The 24,005-nt window shown below is 63.3% G+C and carries 23 protein-coding genes and 1 pseudogene; 11 read left to right on the plus strand and 13 right to left on the minus strand.

The features are described from left to right. Positions 1-178 precede the first annotated feature (178 nt). The 5 genes from HB777_07415 (at position 179) to HB777_07435 (ending at position 6,151) form a co-directional block, all read left to right on the plus strand. On the plus strand, positions 179-2,302 hold the full coding sequence (locus HB777_07415; GenBank protein ID QND63744.1) for an ABC transporter permease: 2,124 nt from the start codon (positions 179-181) through the stop codon (positions 2,300-2,302). Continuing rightward, complete coding sequence (locus HB777_07420; protein QND63745.1) at positions 2,299-3,348, plus strand: hypothetical protein; 1,050 nt, start codon at positions 2,299-2,301, stop codon at positions 3,346-3,348. Before HB777_07415 ends, HB777_07420 begins: the two co-directional genes overlap by 4 nt. Continuing rightward, entirely contained in the window at positions 3,348-4,844 is a 1,497-nt protein-coding gene (locus tag HB777_07425; GenBank protein QND63746.1) for a sugar ABC transporter ATP-binding protein, read from the plus strand. Before HB777_07420 ends, HB777_07425 begins: the two co-directional genes overlap by 1 nt. Before the next feature lie 337 nt (positions 4,845-5,181). Further along, complete coding sequence (locus tag HB777_07430; protein ID QND63747.1) at positions 5,182-5,589, plus strand: carboxymuconolactone decarboxylase family protein; 408 nt, start codon at positions 5,182-5,184, stop codon at positions 5,587-5,589. Between the two features lie 31 nt (positions 5,590-5,620). Next, positions 5,621-6,151, plus strand: a complete 531-nt coding sequence (locus HB777_07435; protein ID QND63748.1) for a GNAT family N-acetyltransferase — start codon at positions 5,621-5,623, stop codon at positions 6,149-6,151. A 10-nt stretch (positions 6,152-6,161) separates the two neighbouring features. Here HB777_07435 and HB777_07440 read toward each other — a convergent pair whose 3' ends face one another. Next, positions 6,162-7,049, minus strand: coding sequence for an amidohydrolase family protein (locus HB777_07440; protein ID QND68702.1), 888 nt, complete (start codon positions 7,047-7,049; stop codon positions 6,162-6,164). Beyond that, positions 7,049-8,185: a VWA domain-containing protein gene (locus HB777_07445; GenBank protein QND63749.1), complete on the minus strand. Its 1,137-nt coding sequence runs from the start codon at positions 8,183-8,185 to the stop codon at positions 7,049-7,051. The genes HB777_07440 and HB777_07445 overlap by 1 nt, the downstream gene beginning before the upstream one ends. Between HB777_07445 and HB777_07450 the strand changes: the two are divergent. Beyond that, positions 8,184-8,383, plus strand: a pseudogene (locus HB777_07450) (precorrin-3B synthase). The gene HB777_07445 and the pseudogene HB777_07450 overlap by 2 nt on opposite strands. 36 nt (positions 8,384-8,419) lie before the next feature. Here HB777_07450 and HB777_07455 read toward each other — a convergent pair. From HB777_07455 to HB777_07500, 10 genes are all read right to left on the minus strand, one after another. Then, the gene (locus tag HB777_07455) at positions 8,420-9,301 is read right to left on the minus strand and encodes a MoxR family ATPase (protein QND63750.1); all 882 of its coding nucleotides are present in this window, start codon (positions 9,299-9,301) and stop codon (positions 8,420-8,422) included. Between the two features lie 8 nt (positions 9,302-9,309). Continuing rightward, positions 9,310-10,314, minus strand: coding sequence for a xanthine dehydrogenase family protein molybdopterin-binding subunit (locus tag HB777_07460; protein ID QND63751.1), 1,005 nt, complete (start codon positions 10,312-10,314; stop codon positions 9,310-9,312). 1 nt (position 10,315) lies between these two features. After that, positions 10,316-11,683 carry a xanthine dehydrogenase family protein molybdopterin-binding subunit gene (locus HB777_07465; protein QND63752.1) on the minus strand — a complete coding sequence of 456 codons (1,368 nt, stop codon included), beginning with the start codon at positions 11,681-11,683 and terminating at the stop codon, positions 10,316-10,318. A gap of 11 nt (positions 11,684-11,694) precedes the next feature. After that, positions 11,695-12,177, minus strand: a complete 483-nt coding sequence (locus tag HB777_07470) for a (2Fe-2S)-binding protein (protein ID QND63753.1) — start codon at positions 12,175-12,177, stop codon at positions 11,695-11,697. A gap of 60 nt (positions 12,178-12,237) precedes the next feature. Then, the gene (locus HB777_07475) at positions 12,238-13,032 is read right to left on the minus strand and encodes a xanthine dehydrogenase family protein subunit M (protein ID QND63754.1); all 795 of its coding nucleotides are present in this window, start codon (positions 13,030-13,032) and stop codon (positions 12,238-12,240) included. Positions 13,033-13,045: 13 nt separating this feature from the next. Further along, on the minus strand, positions 13,046-13,489 hold the full coding sequence (locus HB777_07480) for an SRPBCC family protein (GenBank protein QND63755.1): 444 nt from the start codon (positions 13,487-13,489) through the stop codon (positions 13,046-13,048). 137 nt (positions 13,490-13,626) lie between these two features. Continuing rightward, positions 13,627-14,454, minus strand: a complete 828-nt coding sequence (locus HB777_07485) for a helix-turn-helix transcriptional regulator (GenBank protein QND63756.1) — start codon at positions 14,452-14,454, stop codon at positions 13,627-13,629. A 181-nt stretch (positions 14,455-14,635) separates the two neighbouring features. After that, the gene (locus tag HB777_07490) at positions 14,636-15,403 is read right to left on the minus strand and encodes an SDR family oxidoreductase (GenBank protein ID QND63757.1); all 768 of its coding nucleotides are present in this window, start codon (positions 15,401-15,403) and stop codon (positions 14,636-14,638) included. A gap of 13 nt (positions 15,404-15,416) precedes the next feature. Then, positions 15,417-16,415, minus strand: coding sequence for an ABC transporter permease (locus HB777_07495; GenBank protein QND63758.1), 999 nt, complete (start codon positions 16,413-16,415; stop codon positions 15,417-15,419). Positions 16,416-16,456: 41 nt separating this feature from the next. Then, positions 16,457-17,197 carry a sugar ABC transporter ATP-binding protein gene (locus HB777_07500; protein QND63759.1) on the minus strand — a complete coding sequence of 247 codons (741 nt, stop codon included), beginning with the start codon at positions 17,195-17,197 and terminating at the stop codon, positions 16,457-16,459. Positions 17,198-17,664: 467 nt separating this feature from the next. On the opposite strand from HB777_07500, the gene HB777_07505 reads away from it, so the two are divergent. Both HB777_07505 and HB777_07510 read left to right on the plus strand, forming a co-directional pair. Then, on the plus strand, positions 17,665-18,654 hold the full coding sequence (locus HB777_07505; GenBank protein ID QND63760.1) for a sugar ABC transporter substrate-binding protein: 990 nt from the start codon (positions 17,665-17,667) through the stop codon (positions 18,652-18,654). Between the two features lie 183 nt (positions 18,655-18,837). Then, positions 18,838-19,620 carry a FadR family transcriptional regulator gene (locus HB777_07510; protein ID QND63761.1) on the plus strand — a complete coding sequence of 261 codons (783 nt, stop codon included), beginning with the start codon at positions 18,838-18,840 and terminating at the stop codon, positions 19,618-19,620. A 24-nt stretch (positions 19,621-19,644) separates the two neighbouring features. Here the strand turns inward: HB777_07510 and HB777_07515 are convergent, their stop codons facing one another. Next, positions 19,645-20,583, minus strand: a complete 939-nt coding sequence (locus HB777_07515) for an NAD(P)-dependent oxidoreductase (protein ID QND63762.1) — start codon at positions 20,581-20,583, stop codon at positions 19,645-19,647. A 119-nt stretch (positions 20,584-20,702) separates the two neighbouring features. On the opposite strand from HB777_07515, the gene HB777_07520 reads away from it, so the two are divergent. From HB777_07520 to HB777_07530, 3 genes are all read left to right on the plus strand, one after another. Continuing rightward, on the plus strand, positions 20,703-21,599 hold the full coding sequence (locus HB777_07520; GenBank protein ID QND63763.1) for an NAD(P)-dependent oxidoreductase: 897 nt from the start codon (positions 20,703-20,705) through the stop codon (positions 21,597-21,599). A 143-nt stretch (positions 21,600-21,742) separates the two neighbouring features. After that, positions 21,743-22,519, plus strand: coding sequence for a FadR family transcriptional regulator (locus HB777_07525; protein QND63764.1), 777 nt, complete (start codon positions 21,743-21,745; stop codon positions 22,517-22,519). Between the two features lie 145 nt (positions 22,520-22,664). Beyond that, positions 22,665-23,894, plus strand: a complete 1,230-nt coding sequence (locus HB777_07530) for an MFS transporter (GenBank protein ID QND63765.1) — start codon at positions 22,665-22,667, stop codon at positions 23,892-23,894. The last annotated feature ends 111 nt before the right edge of the window (positions 23,895-24,005 follow it).

The raw sequence follows: 24,005 nt of genomic DNA on the forward strand, positions 1-24,005 counted from the left end.
ACCCGCGTACCAAGGCGCCTGTCGCAATGGTCGAGGAAGAAGCTCCAGCGCTGGCGACCCCCTCTCCCCGTTCTTCACGGGGAGAGGGTAAGGGTGAGGGGCAGCGCAAACCTGACGTGATTGCCTCTGCGGATCGGCCGGCCACCTCTTTCTCTTTTCTCTCGGATAACACAGCCCGATGTCCTTTCGCGAACGCCTCCAGTCCTGGCGCTACAATCTCGTGCCCGACCATGTCGTCGGCGAGATCCTGACCAAACGCTGGACCGACAACGCCATTCCGTTCCTGGCGCTGGTGGCGACGCTGGCAACCTTCGGCTCGATCATTCCGGGCTTCTTCAAGCTGACCGCGTTGCAGGAATCGACCCGCCAGCTCGGCGAGTTCTCCATGGTGGTCACCGGCATGACGGTGGTGATGCTGGGCGGCGGCATCGACCTGTCGGTCGGCTCGATCTTCGCGCTGTCCTGCTTCTCGGCGGTCTATGTCTTCTTCATCCTCGAACAGTCGATCTGGCTGGCGATGGCCGCGTCGCTCGTCACCGGCCTCGTCTTCGGCGCCATCAACGGCTATCTCGTCGGCTATCTCAGGCTGCGCGCTTTTCTCACCACGCTGGTCACCTTCATCTTCGGCCGGGCGCTGTTCGACATCCTGGTCACCACCTATGCCGCCGACGTGCAGCTTTCGACCGCCACCTCGGATGTGCTCGATTTCATCGGAGACAGCACCTTCTGGGGGCTCTCCGTCTCGGTGTGGCTGGCGATCATCCTGGCCATCGTCACCCACATCGCGCTGACCCGCTCGCGGCCCGGCTGGCACGTGCTGGCGGTCGGCGGCTCCAGACGCTCGGCGCACAATGCCGGTATCCGCGTGCGCCGCACCGTGTTCATGACCTATGTCTTCTCCGGCTTCTGCGCCTCGATCGGCGGCTTCCTCATCGCTTGCCGGTTGAGCGGGGCAGGGCCGGGCACCGGCCTCAATCTCGAGATCATGGCGCTGACGGCGGCGGTTGTCGGCGGCGTCAGCCTCGGCGGCGGCCGCGGTTCGGTGATCAAGGGGCTGATGGGCGCAATCATCGTCTTGACCATGACCAACGGGCTTATCCGCCTGGGCTACGGTACTGGCACCAACCAGATGGTGCTCGGCATCATGCTGGCTGTGGCGGTGACCATCGACATCCGCTGGCTGAAGAACCGCCACAAGGTGTTGAACGAGGTCTATGTCGCGCCGGTCTATCTCAGGATGGGCGAAACGCAGTCGGCGGCGCCCGGTTCGGGCACGCCGTACGAACTCGACAACCGGCTGTCGGCCGCAGAGCATATCGGGCTTGGTGAGCTGGAGGGGCCGGAAGACGTCATTCTCGACCGCGACGACAATCTCTATTGCGGCACGCGCCATGGCGAAATCGTCCGCTTCTTCGCGCCGGACTATGTCAGGTCGGAAGTCTTTGCCCACATCGGCGGCTTTCCGCTGGGCTTGGCCTTCGACAAATCGGGCAATCTGATCAGCTGCGTCGGCGCCATGGGGCTCTATTCGGTCTCGCCGGATCGAGAGGTCAAACGCCTGTCAGCGGAGACATCGCGTTCGTGGACCTCGATCGTCGACGATGCGCGTTTGCGTGACCCGAACGACTGCGACATCGCACCGGACGGCCGCATCTATTTCACCGACTCGACCAAGCGCTACGACGCGCATGACTGGGCGCTGGACTCGATCGAGAACCGCGCCACGGGGCGGCTGCTGGTCTACGACCCGAAGGACGGGTCGACCAGGACGTTGCTCGACGGCTACCGCTACACCAACGGTGTGTGCATGGCGCATGACGGCAAGTCGCTGTTCTTCGCCGAAAGCTGGGCCTGCCGGGTGCATCGCTACTGGCTGGAAGGGCCGAAGGCCGGCACCGCTGAATGCGTCATCCGTGACATGCCGGGCTATCCCGACAACATCAACCGCGCTTCCGACGGCAATTACTGGATGGCGTGGCTCGGCATGCGCACGCCGAGCTTCGACCTGTCGCTGCGCCATCCCGATATGCGCAAGCGCATGACGCGGCGGCTGCCGCAGGACGAATGGCTGTTCCCCAACATCAACACCGGCGGCGTGGTGAAGTTCAACGAAAAGGGCGGTATCGTCGAGGCGATGGGCGACCTCACCGGTGGCGCACACCCGATGGTCACCTCGATGCGCGAGCACAAGGGATATCTGTTCGTCGGCGGCATCCTCAACAATCGCATCGGCCGCTACAAGATTTCAGGCGCCGATCCGAACTGGACCAGCCCCGCTTCCTATTGGGGAGCAAAGCCATGATCCTCGACCCTGTGCTTGACCTGTTTCGCGGCAAGGCCGTGACCATCCCGCCGCTCGACGGCGCTTTTCGTCCCAACACGCGGCTCGATGATGCGCCGGCGTTTGCCGAGCTGACCGAGCCAGACAATCTGCTGGTCTCCGGTGACAGGCTGTTCGCCTCCAGCGGCAACGCCGTCTACTCGCTTGCCGCCGGAAGCGAACCCACGATTGTCGAGACCTTTCCATCTCCGATCACGGCTCTGGCGCTGTCGCAATCGGGCGAGCTCACGGTTGGGCTGGAAAGCGGCAAGCTGCTGATATCAGGCAAGGACGTTTCGCTGCCCGCTGATATCAGTTGCATCACCGCACTTGCCTACGCAGACGATGGCACGCTGTGGCTGGCCAATGGCTCGGCCGAGCATGCGCCGCCGCAATGGGTCGCCGATCTGATGAAGAAGGGCGCTTCCGGTTCGCTCTGGAAGCGGGACGCGGCAGGCGGTGACTTCCGCAAGGTCGCCGGCGATATCGCCTTTCCTTATGGGCTGCATCCTGTCGGCCGGGATGTGCTGGTCAGCGAGAGCTGGCGTCACCAACTCGTCCGCTTCGACGGCGCGACCGGTAGCCGTTCCACAATGCTGGCGCATCTGCCCGGCTATCCCGCGCGGCTGTCGCCTTCCGCCGATGGTGGCGCCTGGCTGACCCTGTTCGCGCCGCGCAACCGGCTGATCGAATTCGTGCTGCAGGAAACGCACTATCGCCAGGACATGCTGAGCCAGGTGTCACCGGCCTACTGGATCGCGCCGGCGCTGGCGTCCAGCCGCAGCTTCCTCGAGCCGCTGCAATGCGGCGGCATCCGCACCATGGGCATCCACAAGCCGTGGTCGCCGAGCCGCTCCTATGGGCTGGTGGTGAGGCTCGACCAGAAGATGCAGCCGCAATTCAGCCTGCACAGTCGCGCCAACGGCACGCGTCACGGCATCTGCAGTGTGGTGGAAAAGGACGGCCTTCTGTTCATCGCCTCCAGGGGCGGCGACTGCGTGCTGGCGATCGACGCGGGAGGTTTTTGATGGAACCGATCGTTCGGCTGGAAAACGTCACCAAGAATTATCGCGGCGTGCCTGCAGTGAAGAATGTCAGCTTCGAGCTGCGCAAGGGCGAGATCCACGCGCTGCTCGGCGAGAACGGCGCCGGCAAGTCGACGCTGACCAAGATCATCGCCGGCGTGGTCGACGCCACCTCAGGCAAGATGTTCCACAAGGGCCGGGAGATCGCCTACGCCTCGCCGCATGCGGCGCTTGAAGCCGGCATCGCCATGGTGTTCCAGGAGACCAGCCTGGTGCCATCGATGACGGTGGCGCAGAACCTCTATCTCGGTACTGAAAAATTCCTCAATCGACTGCGCGGCACGTATATTTCAGCACAGCAATTCCTGCAGTCGTTGAATTTCCCGGTCGATCCGAACGCCATGGTGGCGACGCTGGGTGCGGCCAAGCGGCAGATGGTCGAGATCGCGCGCGCCGTGCACCACAATGCCGAGATCATCATCTTCGACGAGCCGACGGCGACGCTGACGCCGGAAGAAAAGCGACACTTCTTCGCGCTGATCCGCCGCTTGAAGGCGAGCGGCGTTTCGATCGTCTTCATCAGCCATGCGCTGGAAGAAGCGCTCGATATTGCCGATCGCATCACCATCCTGCGCGACGGCGAGTTGGTCATCACAGACGACACGTCGGCTTTCGACCGCGACAAGATCGTTTCAGCCATGGTCGGGCGCACATTGTCAGGGCAGATCTACCGCCAGCGCGATGAAGCCAAGTTGCGCAAGGCGGGCAAGAAGGTGCTGTCGGTGCAGGACATCTCGATGAGCAATGTCGTGCGCAACACGTCTTTTTCGATCTTCGAGGGCCAGATCACCGGCGTGTTCGGGCTGATCGGCTCGGGCCGCACCGAGACCTTCAAGATCGTGTCGGGCATCTACAAACGCGATTTCCTGCGCGGCGGCGCCATTGAACTCGATGACAGACCGGTGCGCTATCTCGTGCCGAGCGAAGCGGTGGCCGACGGCATCGTCTACGTCACCGAGGACCGCAAGAGCGAAGGCATCTTCGAGACGATGGGCATTGCCGAGAACCTGTTCGGCGGGCTGCTGGCGGCTGGCCGCGAAAAGGCCTGGGTGATCAACCAGCAGGAAATGCGTGTGCTGTCAGCCGAATGGACGAAGACGCTGAACATCAAGGCGATCAACGACAATGCGCGTGTCGTCGAGCTTTCCGGCGGCAATCAGCAGAAGGTGGTGATCGGCAAGGGACTGGTGCAGAAGCCGCGTATCGTCATCTTCGACGAACCGACACGCGGTGTCGACGTCGGCGCCATCGCCGAAATCCACCAGATCATCAACCGGCTGGCCGATGAGGGCCTCGCCGTCGTCGTCATCTCGTCCTATCTGCCGGAGATCATGAACCTGTCCGACCGGATTCTTGTCTGTAGGCAAGGGCGTATTGTGGAGGAGTTTTCGCCGGCGGAGGCGACGGAGGAGAAGATCATGTACGCGGCCGTGCATTAGGGTGCTGGGCGGTGCTTACGTCGATAATTGGCCGGGACGTCCATCCCTTCGTCATCCACGGGCGAAGCAAGGAGCGTAGCGACGCGGCGCAGACCCGAGGATCCATGCCGCGACTTCCAGGCGTTGCTGCGGTGCAGGATTCTGCTCCGCTGCACACTTCGACAGACGTCACGGAATGGATCCTAGGGTCTCCGCGACGGCGCTTCGCGCCTGCTTCGCCCTAGGATGACGAAGCTAGGGGCGCCGACCTGCAAAAACTGAATCGTCCAAGACAATTGACCGCAATTGCTCAAGCTCTGATTCAATTCACACGACAATCCAAACGAAAGGAAACCCCATGGCCGCCACAAGACTCCTCAGCGATGCCGAGGTCGAAAAAATCCCCGCCGTGAAGGCCGTCTTCGATGACATCCGCGCGACGCGCAAATCTGACTTCGTCAACAATTTTTGGCGCGGGCTGGCCAATGATCCCCCGGCGCTGAAGCGGATATGGGAGCAGCTGAAGGTGGTGATGGTCGCTGACAGCGCCATCGATCCGCTGACCAAGGAGATGATCTACATCGCGGTGTCGACCGCCAATGGCTGCTCCTACTGCGTCCACTCGCACACGGCGGCAGCCCGCGCCAAGGGCATGACGGATGCGCAGCATGGCGAGCTGGTGTCGATCATCGGGCTGGCGGGGCAGACCAACCATATGGTCACGGCGTTGCAGATTCCGGTCGATCCGCAATTCGAGGTGAAGTGAGGAGGCGGCGCTTTCCAGAGCCAGGACTTTCATGGACAAAACCACCAGATTTCCAATTTCGATCTCCGGGTACGAGATTGAAGGGCTAACTGGAGTTGACGCTCCGCGACTGGTGCCGCTGTATCAGGCCTGCTCGGACTATGTCGTGCTTGAACGAGGCGAACTACCCAACGCCGCCAGCGCAAAAGAGGAATTTGAGAACTTTCCGCCGAACCGGACGGAGGCCGACAAGTTCGTATTCGGGTTGAAAGCAGTCGATGGCGAATTTGTCGGTTTGCTGGCCTGCGATCGCGATCATCCCCGGGCGGGGTGTTGGTGGATCGCATTGCTCATGATCGACGAAGCGCTTCGTGGAAGAGGGGTCGGGCGAACGCTTTGCGATGACTTTTTCAGGTGGCTGAAATCACAGCACGTCCAACGGCTGGAACTCGGCGTGCTCATGGAAAATGAACACGGGCTTCGGTTCTGGCAAGGGCAAGGTTTCGAACCAGTGCGGACGGCGGGGCCGGTCAGCTTCGGCGCCAAACAGCATATGATTCAGGTTTTGGGTCGGCCGTTGTGAGGGTGGCGCACTACACCGGCCGGTAAACCTTGTCCGCCGTATTCCAGAAGATATCCGCCTCTGCCGCAGCACCATGCTGGGCCACCGCATCCCGGTGCGCCTTGATCAGTTCGGCGTGGCTGGTCCACAGTTTCTCGATCGGGAAGTTCGAGCCGAACATCAGATGGTCGGCGCCTAGGATCTCGATCACGTTGTCGACGATGTAGGCGATCAGCGCAGGGTCGTTGCGGTGGACGAAGGTGCCGAGGCCGGAGAGCTTGGCGTAGAAATTGGGCGCCGCCGACAGCGTGCGTAGGCCTTCCTTCCAGGCTTCCGTGGTTTCCGGCTCCATGCCGGTCAGCATGCCGGCATGGGTGAGGATGAAATTGGTCTGCGGGTTTTCGCCGACCAGCGTCAGGCCGTCCTTCATCTGGGCAGGGAAGAGCTGCAGATCGAAGGACAGGCCATAATCCTTGAGCCTTGCCACATTGGCGCGCACCTTCGGGTCGATCACCTGGTCGGCCGAGGCGGCGAAACGGAAGGCTGGCGTTTCGTGCCAGTGCAGTTGCATGCGCACGCCGCGCAGCAGCGGATATTTTTTCAATCGGTCGATCTGGGGCCTGATGTCGTCAACGGTCATGTCGGTGTAGCCGACGATGGCATGTGGCCAGCCGGTCTCGTCAGCGGTCTTCTGCAGGAAGGCGACTTCCTTCTCGAAATCCTCCTTGGCCCAGTTGGTCTGGACATAAACGGCCTTCTCGACGCCGGCGCCCTGCTGGTCGGCCGAAAATTCCTCGATCGGGTAATCGCGCCGTATCGGCTCGTAGGGGCCGAAGATGCGCGGCACCATCGGTCCGACCAGCCAGGGTTGGTCTTTCTGGCGCCAGATGTGGAAATGCGCGTCGATTGTTTTCTGCATCACGAAACCCTCTTCCAGATTGCCGCCGCCGCCGGGGCAGGGCGGGCGAGCGACAGGATGAAATCGGTGAGACCCTTGAGCGAGGAGCCGTCGACGAGATCGTCGAGGTCAGGCAGGATGGCACGAAGTGCCGCCGTTGCCGGCCGGAAGCGCGGATCGCCAGCCAAGGGCGTCGCCAGCGACAGCCGGAAGGCGCGGGCGCTCAGCCGACGCATCGCCGTCTCCAGCTCGCCATGATCGCCGCGCTCCAGCGCGTCGGACAGGATGACGATCGCGGCTCCGCGGGCGAAGGCAGAAAAGCGCGGCACCGACAGGAAGGCAAGCAGCGTCGGCCCCATGCGGGTGCCGCCGTCCCAGTCATCGACCTGGGCCGCCGCGCGCGCCAGCGCCTGGTCTCGGTCGCGGATGCGCAGCGCCGCAGTGATGCGGGTCAGCCGCGTGCCGAAGGTGAATATCTCGGCACGGTCGGCACCTTGCACGGCGGCATGCGCGAGCTTCAGGTAGTCCGCGGTGTGCAGTTTCATCGAGCCGGACACGTCGATCAGGATCAGCAGCTTGCGCGGCACGGTCTGGCGCCGGCGCAGCAGTGGTGAGGGGACATCGCCATCGGCGCTGACGATTTCGCGCAGCGACCGCCGCAGGTCGAGCTTGCCGCGCGAATGCGTGCGCACGGTGCGGAAGGAGCGGCGGGCAGGCAGGGCGGAAGCGAGCTTGCGGCTGAACGCGGTCAGCCTGTCGTCGTCGCGCTGGAAATCACGCGCGCTCAATTGCTCCAGGGCCGACGACAGCTCGCCGCCTTCTTGCCTCTGTTCGGCTTCGAGTCGTTGGTCGTCGGCGCCGCCATCATCCTTGATGCGGGTTTCCTCGTCGGCATCACCTTCGGCCATCGCGGATGTGTTGCCGTAGAAATGGCTCTGGAAATGCGCCTCGAATTCGTCGCGACGGTCGGGCGGGGGTGCAAGGGTGGCAAGGGCGGCCTCGCGAATGTCCGCCATCGAGCGCGGGCCGAGCAGGGTCACCGCCTGCATGAAGCCGGTGACTTGCTCGGGGGCGATGGCGAAGCCGTAGCGGCGCAGCAGCCGGCCGAAGCTGAGCAAGGGTGTGGCGGCGCGGGGCAAGCTTTCTTTGTCACACATGGCAGGCAGGTCTTCCGCGTCGCGATCCTTCGCGCCCCCCTCTGTCCTGCCGGACATCTCCCCCCACGAGGGGGGAGATCGGACGTCACGAGTGCTTTCGCCAATCTCCAATGCTGCAGGAAGGGCGACGCCGACGAAACTGCCAATCTCCCCCATGTGGGGGAGATGTCCGGCAGGACAGAGGGGGGCGCCGTAGAGCGCCAGCATTGTGGAAAGAGCCGGGTCGATCGCGCGTCACGCCAACGCCTCCTCGACGATCCGTCCAAGCTCCGGCGCGATGTAGGAGAGATCCTCTTCGTCCTTGATCAGCACGCCGATGGCGCGGCGGAAGGCTTCCGGCCACGGACTGCCGCCTTTTTCCAGGATGGTGGCGGCATTGGCCCATTCGACCGCTTCGGCAATGCCGGGTGGCTTGGCCAGCGGGCGGGCGCGGATGGCCTGCACGGCTGCCGCCACCGCGCGCGCCGTTGCCTCCGCCACATCGCCGGCGCGCAGCATGATGATGGCGGCCTCGCGCACGGCATCGGGATAGCCGATCCAGTGATAGACGCAGCGCCGGCGCAGCGCCTCAGCGAGCTCGCGGGTGCGGTTCGAGGTCAGGATGACGATCGGCTGTGCGGCGGCGCGGATGGTGCCGCGCTCGGGAATGCTGATCTGGAAATCGGAGAGGAATTCCAGAAGCAGCGCTTCGAACTCATGGTCCGAACGATCGATCTCGTCGACCAGCAGCACGCGCTGCTCCGGCGCTTTCAGCACCTGCAGCAGCGGCCGGGCGATCAGGAAACGATCGTCATAGATGTCGATCTCGTGCTCGCCGGCATGGCGGATAGCGAGCAGCTGGCGCTGGTAGTTCCATTCGTAGAGCGCATGCGCTGCGTCGATGCCTTCATAGCATTGCAGCCGCACCAGATCGCGGCCGAGCAGTTGCGCGATCGCTTTGGCCGCTTCCGTCTTTCCGACACCTGGCGCGCCTTCAAGCAGCAGCGGCTTGCCCAGCCGGATCGCCAGGAAGATGGCAGTCGAAAGGCTCTCATCGGCCAGATAGCGCGAGGCGGCCAGATGCTGCGCCACCGCCTCCGGCGAGATCGCGACAGTCTCGGCGCTTGTCCCGTTCATTGCAGCCCTCAGTTCGCCGCTTGCGCTTTCAGCGCGCGCAGGATGCGCTCCGGCGTGATCGGCAGCGTGTCGATGCGCACGCCGACGGCGTCGAAGACGGCATTGGCAACGGCGGGGATTTGCGGGTTGGCGCACATCTCGCCGGGTCCCTTGGCGCCGTATGGCCCATCTGCCGACGGGCGCTCCAGCACGATGATCTCAGTCTCGGCAAGATCTCCGGGGCCGGGCATCAGATACTGGTTGAAGTCGGTGCCGCCGTGGTCGCGGTTGGGGTAGTAGGGCTCGGTGGTTTCGTAGAGCGCATGACTGATGCCCATCCACGAGCCGCCGACCAGTTGCTGCTCGACCATTTTCGGGTTCAGCGCGCGGCCGATCTCGAAGACGTTCTTGACGGTCAGCACTGTCACTTCGCCGGTTTCGTCGTCGACCTCGACCTCGGCCACGGTGCAGGCGTGCGCATAGCAGGTCGACGGCTTCATCGCGCCGGTTTCTTTCTCGGGATAGGAGCGTGGGATCAGGAACATGCCGCGACCCGAGATCGAGCGGCCGCGCTTGAAATGCGCCGACAGCGCGACATCGAAGATCGAGATCGATTTTTGCGGTGCGCCCTTGACCAGGATGTTGCCCTGGCCGTCGGTCTCGAGGTCGGAGGCATTCACCTCCAGCTCTTCCGCAGCCACTTCCAGCATCACCTGGCGCGCTTCCCTGGCGGCCTGGATGACGGCATTGCCAGCGCGGTGCGTGCCGCGCGAAGCAAATGTGCCCATGCAGTGCGGGCCGGTGTCGGTGTCGGCGGTGTCGACGACGACACGGTCGGTCGGCACGCCGATCGTCTCGGCGCAGATCTGCGCCATGATCTGCTTCATGCCCTGGCCGAGATCGACCGATGACAGCGTCACCATGAAATTGCCGGTCGGCGTCGAATGCACCAGCGCCTGGGTCGGATCGCCGCCGAGGTTCATGCCTGTGGGATAGTTGATCGCGGCAACGCCGCGTCCACGCCTGATCGCCATCTCAAGCTCCCTTCACGTAGGAGGACATCGCTAGGTACTTTTCCGCCACCGGCCAGTTGGCGGCGCGCGAGGCTTCCTGCATGCATTCAATCAGCGCAGCACCCTCGGTCGGCTGGCGATGCGCCTTCATGTCGCCGTCGCGATAGGCGTTGATGAAGCGGAATTCGAGCGGATCCATGCCGATCAGCCGCGCCAGCTTGTCCATCTGCACCTCCAGCGCGAAATCGCCGATGGTGACGCCGAAGCCGCGCATGGCGGAGGAGGGCGTGCGGTTGGTGTAGACGCAGTAGGTGTCGATCCAGACATTGGGGATCGTGTAAGGGCCGGGATAGTGCCCCGCACCCTTCTGCGCGCCATAGGGCGAGTGGCGCGAATAGGCGCCGGCATCGGTGTAGCCGGTGACCTTGCGCGCGACGATGCGGCCGTCCTTCATGACGCCGTCCTTGATGACGACCTTTTCGGCCGCGCGTGGCGAGGAGATCTGCATCTCCTCCTCGCGGCTATAGATAAAACAGACCGGACGCCCGGTTAATTTTGCGCCGAGGATAGCGATCGGTTCGACGATGACGTCGACCTTGCCGCCAAAGCCGCCGCCGACGGTGCCGCCGACGAAATGCAATTTGCTGCCGGGCATCTGCAGGATGATCGAGGTGTTGTCGAGGGTGAAGAACATCGCCTGCGTGTTGGTGTAGCAGGTGAAGCGGTCATTGCCCTCGGGCATCACCACGCAGCCGGTGGTCTCGGTCGGCGCGTGTTCGATCGGCGAGGACTGGTAGCTCTGCTCCAACACGTGGTCGGCGCCGGCAAAGCCCGCCTCGACATCACCGAAGCGCACCTTGCGGCACTCGCCGCTGTCATAGAGGTAGTAGTTCTGGCCGTGATATTCGTTGACCAGCGGCGCGCCGGGCTTCAGCGCCTCTTCCATGTCGAAGACGGCCGGCAGCACCTCATAGTCGACCTTGACCTTGGCGGCGGCCTCCTGGGCCGCGCGCTCGGTCTCGGCCAGCACTGCCACCACCGCCTCGCCCTTCCAGCGCACCTTGCCGTCGGCCAGCACGGTTTCGTCCTCCGGCCCGATCTGGATCAGGATCAGGATGGTGTAGACATTGTGCGGCACGTCCTTGGCGGTCAGAATTTTCACCACGCCCGGATGCTTTTCGGCTTCCGACGTGTCTATCGAGCGGATGCGGGCATGGTGGTGTGGGCTGCGCACCATCTTCAGATGCAGCATGCCGGGGAAATTGCGGTCGGCGAAAAAGGCGGTCTTGCCGGTGACATGGCCGGGAGAATCCGAGCGCGGCCTTGGCTGGCCGATCTCGTGCAGGTCGTCCTTGCGGACATCGGCGAAGTAGCTCTTGCGCAGTTCCATTTTTTGTTCCCTCAAGCCGCATTCTGCGAGTTGGACCGCGCGGCGGTCAGCACCGCCTGGATGATCGGCTCGTAGCCGGTACAGCGGCAGATGTTGCCCGACAGCGCCTCGATCACCTCGTCGCGGCTGGGATTGGGCGTGTGGTCGAGCAGCACCTTGGCCGCCATGATCATGCCCGGCGTGCAGAAGCCGCATTGCGTGGCGAAAGTGTCGAGGAAGGCGCGCTGCAAGGGATGCAAGACGCCGCTTTCCGAAAGGCCTGATGTCGTGCTGATGGTCGCCCCGTTGCAGGTCTCGGCCAGTGTCAGGCAGGAGAGCCGGAGTTCGCCGTCGATGATGACCGAACAGGCGCCGCAAGTGCCTTGATGGCAACCGCCTTTCGGTGAGGTGTCGCCGATCTTGTCGCGCAAGGCGTGCAGCAGCGTCGTGCCGCTGTCGACGAATTCGGCCTTTTCAGAACCGTTGAGTGTGAATTGAACCGGAACTTTTGCCATGTTTTCCTCCCAGCGCGCCTGCCCGAACCATCGGACAGACGCGCGCCCCCGAACGAAATATTATGCGAGCAGCAGCCGGCCGAGATGGACCGGCAGGACTTCGTTGCGATACCAGGCGCTGGCAATCGGATCGGTGATCGGCGATGTACCATCACTGGCTGCGGCCAAAGCCGGCGCGATGCCGTCCTTGGTCAAGCTACGGCCGGTCAGCGCCTTTTCGGCCGCTCTGGCACGCATTGGCCGATCGGCCATGCAGCCCAGTGCAATTCGTGCCGAAGACACGATGCCGTCCGGCGACCGTTCCAGAACGCTGGCGATGCTGAGCACCGAGACGCCCTTGGGCTTGACCCTCGACACTTTCAGGAAGCGGAAACTGTCGGCCTTCGGAAGCGTGAAGCTCACGGAAGTGACGATGGCGCGGCTGCCGTCCCGTTTGGCCAGAAAAATCTCGATCGGCGTTTCGCCGTCATCGGTGCCGACAATGGCGTCGAGCGCCAGCAAGGCAACAGCGAAATCGCCATAGGGCGCCGGGGCAAACAGATTGCCGCCAACGGTTGCCATGTTGCGGATTGCAGGGCCACCGACGGCGCGGGCGGCCTTGGCAAGGGCGCCGAGCTCCGGATGGCTGGCGATCGCCGCCATGGTCACCGAGGCGCCGATGCGGACCTTGCCGCCGGCAACAACGATGGTGGACAGAGACGGCTCGGTCGACCTGACAAGGCCGGAGACCGAAACATCGCCCTCATTGGCCGCGCGAACCACGAGTGTCCCGCCACCGAGATAGCGGCTGCCCTGGGCTTTCAGCGCCGCGTTGGCATCCTTCACCGTTGCAAAAGTCTGAAGTGCTAGCGCCATGGCCTGGCTCCTGTCAGCTCTGACCGGCGAAATGGCTTTTCAGGGCGTTGAAGCCGCCCTGGAAGACATTGGCGCCCATGCCCTCGGCAATCTTGTCAGCTTCCTCGGGCGCGGCATCGAAGCTGGCGGTCCATTCGGCATAGGTGCGGTCACCATCGGTCACGCGCCGCAACTGCAGCGTCGCCTTGTGATTGGTGAGCGGCTGCGGCGTCTCCAGGATGGAATAGCTGACGAGGAAATTCTGATCGGAGAAGTCGAGCAGTTTTTCGCGGATACGGGCGCCGCTGGCGAGCTGGAAGTTGCGCACGCTGCCGATCGCGCCGGCGTCCTTGCCATCCTCGATATGGCTTTCGACCATGCGCGGATGCCAGCCCGGCAGACCGTTGAAGTCGCGTATGCGCGCCCAGACCTTTTCGACCGGCGCGTCGATGACGCTGGAGATGGTGACTTTGGCCATTCAAATGTTCCCTTGCAAAAACGATCCGGAGCAAGGGTAGGGCGGCCGCTTCAGCGGCGCTTATCAATGCGTCTTGAGCGCGTATCAAGGAGTCTGAAAAACGGTGGGAGTCTGAAAAAGGCTGACGGGCGGCCGGCTCAGGCGATCGCCCGCGCGGCCTCGCGGTAGAGCGTCGGCGGCACGCCGACATGGTCGCGGAAGAAGCGCGAGAAATTGCCCTGCGTGGTGAAGCCGAGGTTGCAGGCGACCGAGATCAGCGGCTCCTGCGACCATTGCAGCTGCCGCACCGCTTCCTCCATACGCAGCGTGTTCCAGTAGACGTTGGGCGTCAGATTGGTCTGTTCCTTGAACAGGGCGAAGAAATGCGGCCGCGACAGGCCGACGCTGCGCGCCACATCGTCGAAGCAGATGCGCTCACAGACATTGGCCTTCATCAGCTGGATCGCCTTGCGGACGCGGAAATCCTGCATGGTGTTGATGCGGACACGCGCCTCCTGCGGCGCCGAGGCATCGGCGGCATCGAGCACTGAGTCGATGAAGCGCTCGATCTCGTAATTGGCGATATCGTCGATGCTCTCGTTGTCGCTGAGATGGTCAAGCAGGTTGGCGGCGGCCTGGTGCAGCCAGGGCTCCAGCGTGATCGCCGCCTGCGTAAACAGCGGCGCGGACGAAGGCAGGTCGCGGCGGCGCCGCGCCCAGTCCGGATCGATGTAGAAGGCGAGGAACAGGCCGGGAGTGCCGTCTCGCGACAGAATATGGCTGTGCGGCTGGAAGGAGTTGATGCCGGCGGCGGTGCGCGGTCCAAGCGGTACCGTCTCGCGGCCGATTGTCATCTCGCCGGCCGTGCCTTCCAGCCAGATGATCAGATGCGCCTCGACATGGGCATGGGTGACGAAGTCGCTTGCGACATTCAGGACAGAAACATGTCCGAACCGGCCCCAGTAGAGCCTGATCGCTTCCGTCATGGGTACTTCCTCCCGCAGACGACTGGCCTCCCTTCGCCTGCAATGGGGATTGTGCGGCTGAGTTCGGGGCCGCGTCAAGACGCGGGGCTGCGACGAGGGTGGATGACGGCCTATGCCGGTGGAATTTCAGACTGAGCGATAGGTTTCCCCTTCTCCCACAAGAGAGAAGGGAAGGAGCTCCTCAAACCGAAGCCGTCATGCCGCCATCGACGTACAGTGTATGGCCGTTGATGAAGGACGAGGCGTCGGAAGCGAGGAAGACGGCCGCGCCGATCAATTCGTCGACATTGCCCCAGCGCCCGGCCGGGGTGCGCTTTTCCAGCCAGGCGGAAAATTCCGGATTGTCGACCAGCGCCTGGTTCATCTCGGTGCGGAAATAGCCGGGTGCGATCGCGTTGATCTGCAGGCCGTACTTTGCCCAGTCGGCGCACATACCCCTTGTCAGGTTGCGGATCGCGCCCTTGGTTGCGGTGTAGGGCGCGATGTTCGGCCGGGCCAGTTCGCTCTGCACCGAGCCGATGTTGATGATCTTGCCCTTGCCGCGCGGGATCATGTGGCGGGCGACCGCCTTGGCGGCATGGAACGCTCCCGACACATTGGTCTTGAACAGCCGCTCCCATTGCTCCTCGGGAAAATCCTCGAGCGGCGCGCGGAATTGCACGCCGGCATTGTTGACGAGGATATCGATGGACCCGATCTCGGCCTCGATGCGGGCGACATCGGCGTTGACTGCTTGAAAATCGGTAACGTCGAAAGTCGAAGCATGCGCCTTGAAGCCGGCAGCGCGCAGCTTTTCGACGGCGCTGTCGATCCTGGCTGCATCGCGGCCGTTGAGCACCACACTGGCGCCGTGTTCAGCCAGACCGCGAGCCATGGCGAACCCTATGCCTTGGCCAGAACCGGTGATCAGCGCAAGCCGCCCATCGAGGCTGAACAGGGGGGTTGTCACAGACTGTACCGGTCTAATCGCTGCGGCGGAAATTGCGGATGCGGTCGAACAGCACCGCCAGCAGGATGGCGCCGCCGATGAACACGCCTTGCCAAAAGGCATTGATGCCGAGCAGGCCGAGGCTGTTGCGGATCACCTCGATGAGCGCCGCGCCGACGATGGCGCCGAAGGCAGTGCCGACGCCGCCGGCCAGATTGGCGCCGCCAATGACGGTGGCGGCGATCACCTGCAGCTCCATGCCGGTGCCGAGGTTGGTGGTGACGGCGCCAAGCCAGCCGGTCTGGATGATGCCCGCAATGCCCGCGGACAGCGCCGAGATCATGTAGACCGCAACCTTGATCTGGCGCACCGGAACGCCGGTCAGCGTCGCCGCATGCTCATTGCCGCCGATGGCGAAGATGTGTCGGCCGAACTTGGTCCAGCGCAGGATGAAGCCGGTGATCAGCGCCAGAAGGATCATGTAGAGCACCGGATTGGCGATGCCGAACACCCAGGCGCCGCCGCCCAATGCCAGCAGCTTGGCGTGGTCGGGTCCGAACTGGAAGACCACGGTGTTGTTGGAGGCGACCATGGCCAGGCTGCGGGCGATCGACAGCATGCCGAGCGTCACCACGAACGGTGGAAAGCCGAGATAGGCGATCAATATGCCGTTGAAGGCGCCGATAGCCAGCGCGGTGGCAATGGAGGCCAGGATGCCGACCTCGATCGAATAGCCGGCATGCATGGTGACGGCCAGCACCATCGAGGACAGACACAGCACCGAGCCGACAGACAGGTCGATGCCGCCGGTGATGATGACGAAGGTCATGCCGAGCGCGATGATGGCGACGAAGGTGATGTTGCGGGTGATGTTGTAGAGGTTCTTCGACGTGGCAAACGCGTCGGTGGCAAACGACAGGAACACGCAGGCAAGGATGACGGAGATCACCACCCAGAAAGTCTGGCTGGCAAACATCCGCGCGGCCAAGGATTGCCGCTTGTGCTCGATCGGCTGGTCAATTGTCAGTGCCATCGTCGACCTTCATTTGCTGTGCGTGGTGGAATTCGCTTAAATCAAACCTGTTCGATGGCGCCGGTGATCAGCCCGGTGACTTCTTCGGGCGAACTCGACGCAATCGTCTTGTCGGCAACCTTGCGGCCGCGTCGCATGACGATGACGCGGTCGGCGACGGTGAAGACGTCAGGCATGCGGTGGCTGATCAGCACAACTGCGATGCCCTGATCGCGCAAATGGCGGATCAGGTTCAGCACCTCGGCGACCTGTCGCACCGAGATCGCGGCCGTCGGTTCGTCCATCAGCACGATCTTGGCCTGCGACAGCATGGTGCGGGCAATCGCCACCGCCTGGCGCTGGCCGCCCGACATCTGCTTGACGAGGTCGCGCGGACGGGTCTCGGACTTCAATTCGGCGAAGAGCTGGCCGGCGCGCTTGTACATCGCCGCATAGTCGAGGATGCGGAACGGCCCCATGCCGCGCCGCAGCTCGCGGCCGAGATAGACATTGGCGGCGGCGGTCAGATTGTTGCAGAGCGCAAGGTCCTGATGGACGATCTCGATGCCGTGCTGGCGGGCTTCCGCCGGCTTGTGCAGGATCAATTCCTTGCCGTCCATGTGCATGGTGCCATGGCTCGGGCGGAAATTACCGGCGATCATCTTGACCAGCGTCGACTTGCCGGCGCCGTTGTCGCCCATCAGGCCGACCACCTGTCCGGGCTCGATCGACAGCGAAACGTCGTTGACCGCCTGGATGGCGCCGAAATGCCTTGAGATGTTGGTGAGTTCGAGAACCGCCACCAGCCTTTGCCTCCCCGTGCTTTGCGACCTGCTGCTGTTCCCGGCGTGGATGCCGACGCTGCTTTGGCCTCGCCCTCCCCGGCTCCTCCCGAGACAGCGTTAGCGTTCTTTTACGCAAAAGCCGGCGCGCGTCAATCAATTGTCGGACGAATTGGGCCAGGACTATTTTAAAAATCCGTTTTGTAGGACAAATAGCATTGACGTTGGCGGCAAGCCGATATTAGCTAAGCGTTGGAGGAGATTATTCCGATCCTGCTGGCGGTTCGCCGGACGGAATCGGCGGAGGGTTTAGCGGTCCAGGATCCGGCGCACCTTGTGTGTTTGAGCCGATCTGAAGCCGAATCTGGAAATGCTTATCGATCTGTCCTGGCGACACGAGCGCTCGCGAAACGACCCTCGGTCATCACGCATCCGGTCGATCTGTATGGCGGGCACGCCGTGTCCGTTTGTTTCAAGGGAGGACTGACATGAGGAAAATACTTTTGCTCGCCGCCGTCGCCGCCATGGCGTTGGGTGCCGGGCCGGCTTTGGCCAAGAAACAGCTCGTCATTGTCGTGAAAGGTCTCGACAATCCGTTCTTCGAAGCCATCCATCAGGGCTGCGAGAAATGGAACAAGGAAAACGCCAGCTCGGAATATGAATGCTTCTACACCGGTCCGGCGTCGACTTCCGACGAAGCCGGCGAGGCGCAGATCGTTCAGGACATGCTGAGCAAGGCCGACACGGTGGCGATGGCGATTTCGCCGTCAAACGCGCCGCTGATCGCGCAGACGATCAAGACCGCCAATCCGACGATCCCGATCATGACGCTCGATGCCGACCTCAGCAAGGAAGATGCCGCACTTCGCAAGACCTATCTCGGCACCGACAACTATTTGATGGGTCACAAGATCGGCGAGTATATCAAGAAGGGCAAGCCGAATGGCGGCACGATCTGCACGATCGAGGGCAATCCTGCGGCTGACAACATCCTGCGCCGTGCCCAGGGCATGCGTGACGCACTGTCGGGCAAGGAAGGCCTGGCGGCACTTGCCGGCGAAGGTGGCTGGACCGAAGTTGCGGGCTGCCCGGTGTTCACCAATGACGACGGCGCCAAGGGCGTGCAGGCGATGACCGACATCCTCGCCGCCAACCCCAAGCTTGACGCCTTCGGCATCATGGGCGGCTGGCCGCTGTTCGGCGCGCCGCAGCCCTATCGCGATCTGTTCGGACCGCTCAAGGACCGGATCGCCAGCAACGACTTCGTCATCGGCGCCGCCGATACGATCGGCGACGAAGTGGCGATCGCTCGTGACGGCCTCGTGACCGCGCTGGTCGGTCAGCGGCCGTTCGAAATGGGCTACAAGGCACCGTCGGTGATGATCGACCTGGTCGAAGGCAAGGCCGTCGCCGATCCGGTGTTCACCGGCCTCGACGAATGCACCAAGGACACGGTCGACACCTGCATCCAGAAGTAGGTTTTCGATTTCGGGGCGCCCGGTGACCGGGCGCCCCGTCAATTCCTGAACGGACGCAATGGGTTGGGGCAACAGGCTCCCGCTTTGGCGCGGCCATAATCTGGATTTTTCGGCAACGAGATCGGCGCGCCGTACAGGTTCGGACCAGCCCGGACGACAGACGGCCGACGCATTGGAACGTGGATGCCGGACGAGCAGTCAAAGAAGCGAGCCGACCGGGCCAAGGCACAAGCCAGCCGCGCCCCGGCTGTCATGCGCAAGGCTGGTGCCGCGCACTTTGCGGGAACCAGCGTCCATGTCTCGCTGGCCGGCGAGATTGGCCTACGGATCGTGCGTGGCGACTATCCGCCCGGCACTATCCTGCCCAACGAAGCCAAATGGGCCGAGATCTTCAATGTCAGCCGTTCAGCGGTGCGCGAAGCCATCAAGATGCTGATGGCGAAAAGCCTGTTGGCATCGCGCCCCAAGATCGGCAGCTGGGTCGAGCCGAAGGAGCGCTGGAACCTGCTCGACCGTGACGTGCTGGCCTGGTACGCGACGGCGCCCGATCGCGAGGCCTTTCTCAGGACTGTGCAGGAATTCCGCCACATCATCGAACCGGAGGCGTCGGCCTTTGCCGCCATGCGACGGAACGAGGAGCAGATGGCCGAGATCAGCCAGGCCTGCCGCGAAATGGGCGAGGCGTTGAGCCTGCAGGAGCGTATCCGCGCCGATACGCGTTTTCATCTGGCCATCCTGCGCGCCTCCGGCAACGACCTGCTGGTGCCGCTCGGCGTCCTGATCGAGTCGGCACTCGACCATCTCTTCGCGTTTACGACGCAGCAGGTTAGCGATCAGCGTCAGGCGCAGAAGCTGCATGAAGCGATCGAGAAGAACATCCGCCTGCAACGGCCGGCAGCCGCGCGCAACGCCGTGCACAAGCTGCTTGCAAACACCGATGATGGGATCGGGCGCTGGAGGCGGTGATCCGCGGCTGCGGTCGGCAATCTCTCAAATCGTCTGTTTCTTGCCGTCCTTCATCGGCATCAGGTCGACGCCGTTCACCTCAGCGATATGCGTTGCCAGCATCGGCACGAACTGCTCGGCCGGGCCGGTGGCATGGGCACCGGCGAAGGAGTTCTTGGTGGCGTTGCCGAGCGGGTTGGCGATGCCGGCGGCACCGGCCATCGATTCCAGATAGGTCAGGTCCTTGAAAGCGTTGGCGATGGTGAATTTGTGGGCGTCGCGGTCGCCCTCCAGCGTCCAGCGCATGAAAGTCTGGTAGAAGCCGCAATCCATGCGGCCATTGCGGATGACGCTGTCGAAGCGCGGCGGCGAGATGCCGACCTTCTCGGCCAGTGCCAGTGCCTCGGAATAGATCGCGGCGTAGCCGAGCGAGATGAAATTGTTGAGCAGCTTCATGCGGTGGCCGTCGCCCGTGTCGCCGATATGGACGATGCGGCCGGCCCAGGTTTCGATCACCGGTTTCACCCTGGCAAAGAGGGCGTCCGGCGCGCCGACCATGGCGTCGAGCGTGCCTTCCCAGGCTTCCTTCGGTGTGCGGCTGAGGGGTGCGTCGACAAAATCGATGCCGAGCGCCTTGAGTTCCGCTGCCAGCGCCACCGTCGAGACCGGATCGGAGGTCGAGCAGTCGACGACGACCGAGCCCTTTTTCAAGCCCTCCTTGAGGCCGCCGGGGCCGCGAATGATGGCTTCGACCTCGCGCGAGCCGGTGACGCAGATGAAGACGATTGTCGATGCCGCCGCCACATCACGCGAGGTCGATGCTTCAGTGGCGCCGCGACCAAGCAGGTCCTCCGCCGGCTTGCGGTTGTTGCGGCCAAGGAAGGTCAGGCTGTAGCCCTTGTCGACGATGTTCTTGGCGATCCCGTGCCCCATCAAGCCAAGGCCGATGAAGCCGATCTTTTCGCTCGCGGCAGTCGTGTTCATGTCTTCAAGTCCTGTTGCAATGATTGATGGTCAGCGCTGCCGTTTTGCAGGCGAGGGTGGTTGCGGATGGCGATATTGTCTGACAATACACATAAATCCCAGAGGATGTGGAGAGCAAAATGACGAAGCGGATCATGTTCACCGGCGGCAGCGGCAAGGCCGGACGCCATGTCGTGCAATATCTGGTGGAGCAAGGCTGCCAGGTGCTCAACATCGACACCAGGCCGCTCGACAATCCCAAAGTGCGTACGCTGATCACCGACATCACCGACAGCGGGCAGGTGTTCAACGCGCTGTCGAGCTATATGGGCCTGCATGAATTCGACCCGTCGCTGCGCCCGCAGCCGGTCGATGCCGTGGTGCATTTCGCCGCCATTCCGCGCATCATGATCACCACCGACAATGAGGTGTTCCGCATCAATGCGCTCGGCACCTACAATGTTATCGAAGCGGCGGTGAAGCTCGGCATCCGCAAGGTTATCATCGCCTCCAGCGAGACCACCTATGGCCTCGTCTTCGCCAACGAGCCGCGTGATCCCAAATATTTCCCGCTCGACGAGGAGTACGATGTCGATCCAATGGACAGCTACGCGCTGTCCAAGATCGTCAACGAGAAGACCGCGCGGGCCTTTGCGCAGCGCAACGGCACCGACATCTATGCCCTGCGCATCGGCAACGTCATCGAACCGCATGAATATTCGCTGTTTCCGAAATGGTTCGCCGATCCGGGTTTCCGCAAGCGCATTGCCTGGAGCTATGTCGACGCGCGCGACCTCGGCCAGATCACGCTGCGCGCCATCGAGAAGGATGGGCTCGGCTATCAGGTGTTCAACGCCGCCAATGACGACACATCGTCCGATCTGCCGACCGCCGAACTCTTGAAGCGCTTCTATCCGGGCGTGCCGGTCAAGGCTGAGCTCGGCGAATACGAGACGCTGCTCTCCAACCGCAAGGCGCGCGACGTGCTCGGCTTCCGCCCGGAGCACAGCTGGCGCAAATACGTCAAGCAGGCCTAGGCATATCGATATTCAGGTGATGCCGGCCTGCGACGTGCCAATCAAGCGGCGGATCTGGGCTGATCTGTGCACAGCGGCCGGCTTTGCGGCCCAAGCCGCTTGCCGCGCTTGACAGCTTGCTGAAACCAGACTTTCTGGAGCCTATGCGGGACGCGAAGCCGAACAAGGAAAAATCGCCTGCGAAAGCGGCATCCGCCGAGCGTCCGGCCGGCGTTCGCCGTCCCGACGCTGCGCGTATTCCAGGCTCAAGCGTCCACGCTTCGCTGGCCAGCGAGATTGGCCTCAGGATCGTGCGCGGCGATTATCCGCCGGGAACCATCCTGCCCAATGAAGCGAAATGGTCGGAGACTTTCAGCGTCAGCCGCTCCGCGGTGCGCGAAGCGATCAAGATGCTGATGGCCAAGAGCCTTTTGGCGTCACGCCCCAAGATCGGCAGCTGGGTCGAGCCGAAGGAACGCTGGAACCTGCTCGATCGTGATGTGCTGGCCTGGTACGCGACGTCGCCGGACCGCGAGGTGTTTCTCAAGACCGTGCAGGAGTTCCGCCACATCATCGAGCCGGAAGCGACGGCCTTTGCCGCCATGCGGCGCACCGACGAACAGATGGCCGAGATCAGCCAGGCCTGCCGGGAGATGGGCGCGGCGACCAGCCTGCAGGAGCGCACCCGCGCCGACACGCGCTTTCACCTCGCCATCCTGCGCGCTTCGGGCAACGACCTTCTGGTGCCGCTCGGCGTGCTGATCGAATCCGCCTTCGATCATCTCTTTGCCTATACGACGCGGGAAATCGACGATCTCAACCACGCTCAGAAGCTTCATGAGGCGATCGAGAAGAACATCCGCCTGCAGCGACCGGACGCGGCGCGCAACGCGGTGCGCAAACTGCTCGCCAACACCGACGGCGTCATCCGCGCCCGGTAGGGCCTCGCTTCCAATCGTCTTTTTCAAGCCCGAAGGGTGGCTCTGGAGCCACGGATTTGCCCGCTGTGGCGCTGCTGCGGCCGGAGAATGCGCCGATAGTGGCGCAAACGGCAGCCGCTTTCGAGACAGCCGGCTAGGAAACGCCTTGACCCGAACCGACTTGAGCCGGCCGAACCCCGGCATCGACAGTTCCTATGCCTGGATGCGGCTTGCCATTTCGATGCTGCTGGCGACGATCGGCGCCGTTGGCATGTGGGCTGTTGTCGTCGTGCTGCCCGCCGTGCAGGCTGAGTTCGGCGTCGACCGCGCCGCGGCGTCCATGCCCTACACCGCCACCATGGTCGGCTTTGCCGCCGGCAACGTGCTGGTCGGCCGCGCCATCGACCGGATGGGCTACTGGATCCCGGCGCTGCTCTCCACGATTGCGCTCTCCGCCGGCCTCCTGCTCGCGGCGCTGTCGACCTCGATCCTGCAATTCACCCTTGCCCAAGGGGTCCTGATCGGTGTCGGCACGTCGGTGATCTTCGGGCCGCTGATCGCCGATATCTCGCACTGGTTCAACCGCCGGCGTGGCGTCGCGGTGACCGCGGCGGCCGCCGGCAACTACCTTGCCGGAGCGATCTGGCCGACCATCATGCCGACGGTGATGAAGGCGGAAGGCTGGCGTTTCACCTATGCGGCGATCGGCATCTTCTGCCTGGTCACCATGGTGCCGCTGGTGCTGATGCTGCGGCGCGGTGCTCCGGAGGCGGCCGCCGCCGGTTCGCCCGGAAGCCGGGAGGTGCAGCCGATCTCGCTGTCGCCGGCGGCGTTGCAGGTGCTGCTGGTCGTCGCCGGGCTCGGCTGCTGCGTGGCGATGTCGATGCCGCAGGTGCATATCGTCGCTTATTGCATGGATCTCGGCTACGGCGTGGCGCATGGCGCCGACATGCTGTCGATCATGATGGCAGGCGGCGTCGTCAGCCGGCTGGCATCGGGCTTTCTTGCCGACCGAATCGGCGCTGTGTGGACACTGATGATCGGCTCGGTGCTGCAGTGCCTGTCGCTGCTGTTCTACATCCCGTTCGACGGGCTTGCGTCGCTCTATGTGGTGTCGCTGGTTTTCGGCCTGTCGCAGGGCGGCATCGTGCCTTGCTACGCGATCATCGTGCGCGATTACATGCCGGCCAAGGAGGCTGGCCAGCGTATAGGTATCGTCATGATGGCGACGATCTTCGGCATGGCGATCGGCGGCTGGATGTCGGGCTGGATCTATGACCTGACCGGCTCCTATGCGGCTGCGTTCCTCAACGGCATCGCCTGGAATTTGCTGAACATACTGGTGATCGGACTGTTGTTCTGGAGAGCAAGGCGCAGCGCCGCCGTGATGGCCTGAAGGACGGCGGCGATCTTCGCACGCATGTGAGCCCGGCACGCGCCTTGGCTTGACAACCGACGGACGCCGCGCGACGCCAGAAGGCAAGTTGGGGCGGCAAAAGGCCGGTGA

It is taken from the genome of Mesorhizobium loti, assembly GCA_014189435.1.
GTDB classification, from domain to species: Bacteria; Pseudomonadota; Alphaproteobacteria; order Rhizobiales; family Rhizobiaceae; genus Mesorhizobium; species Mesorhizobium loti_G.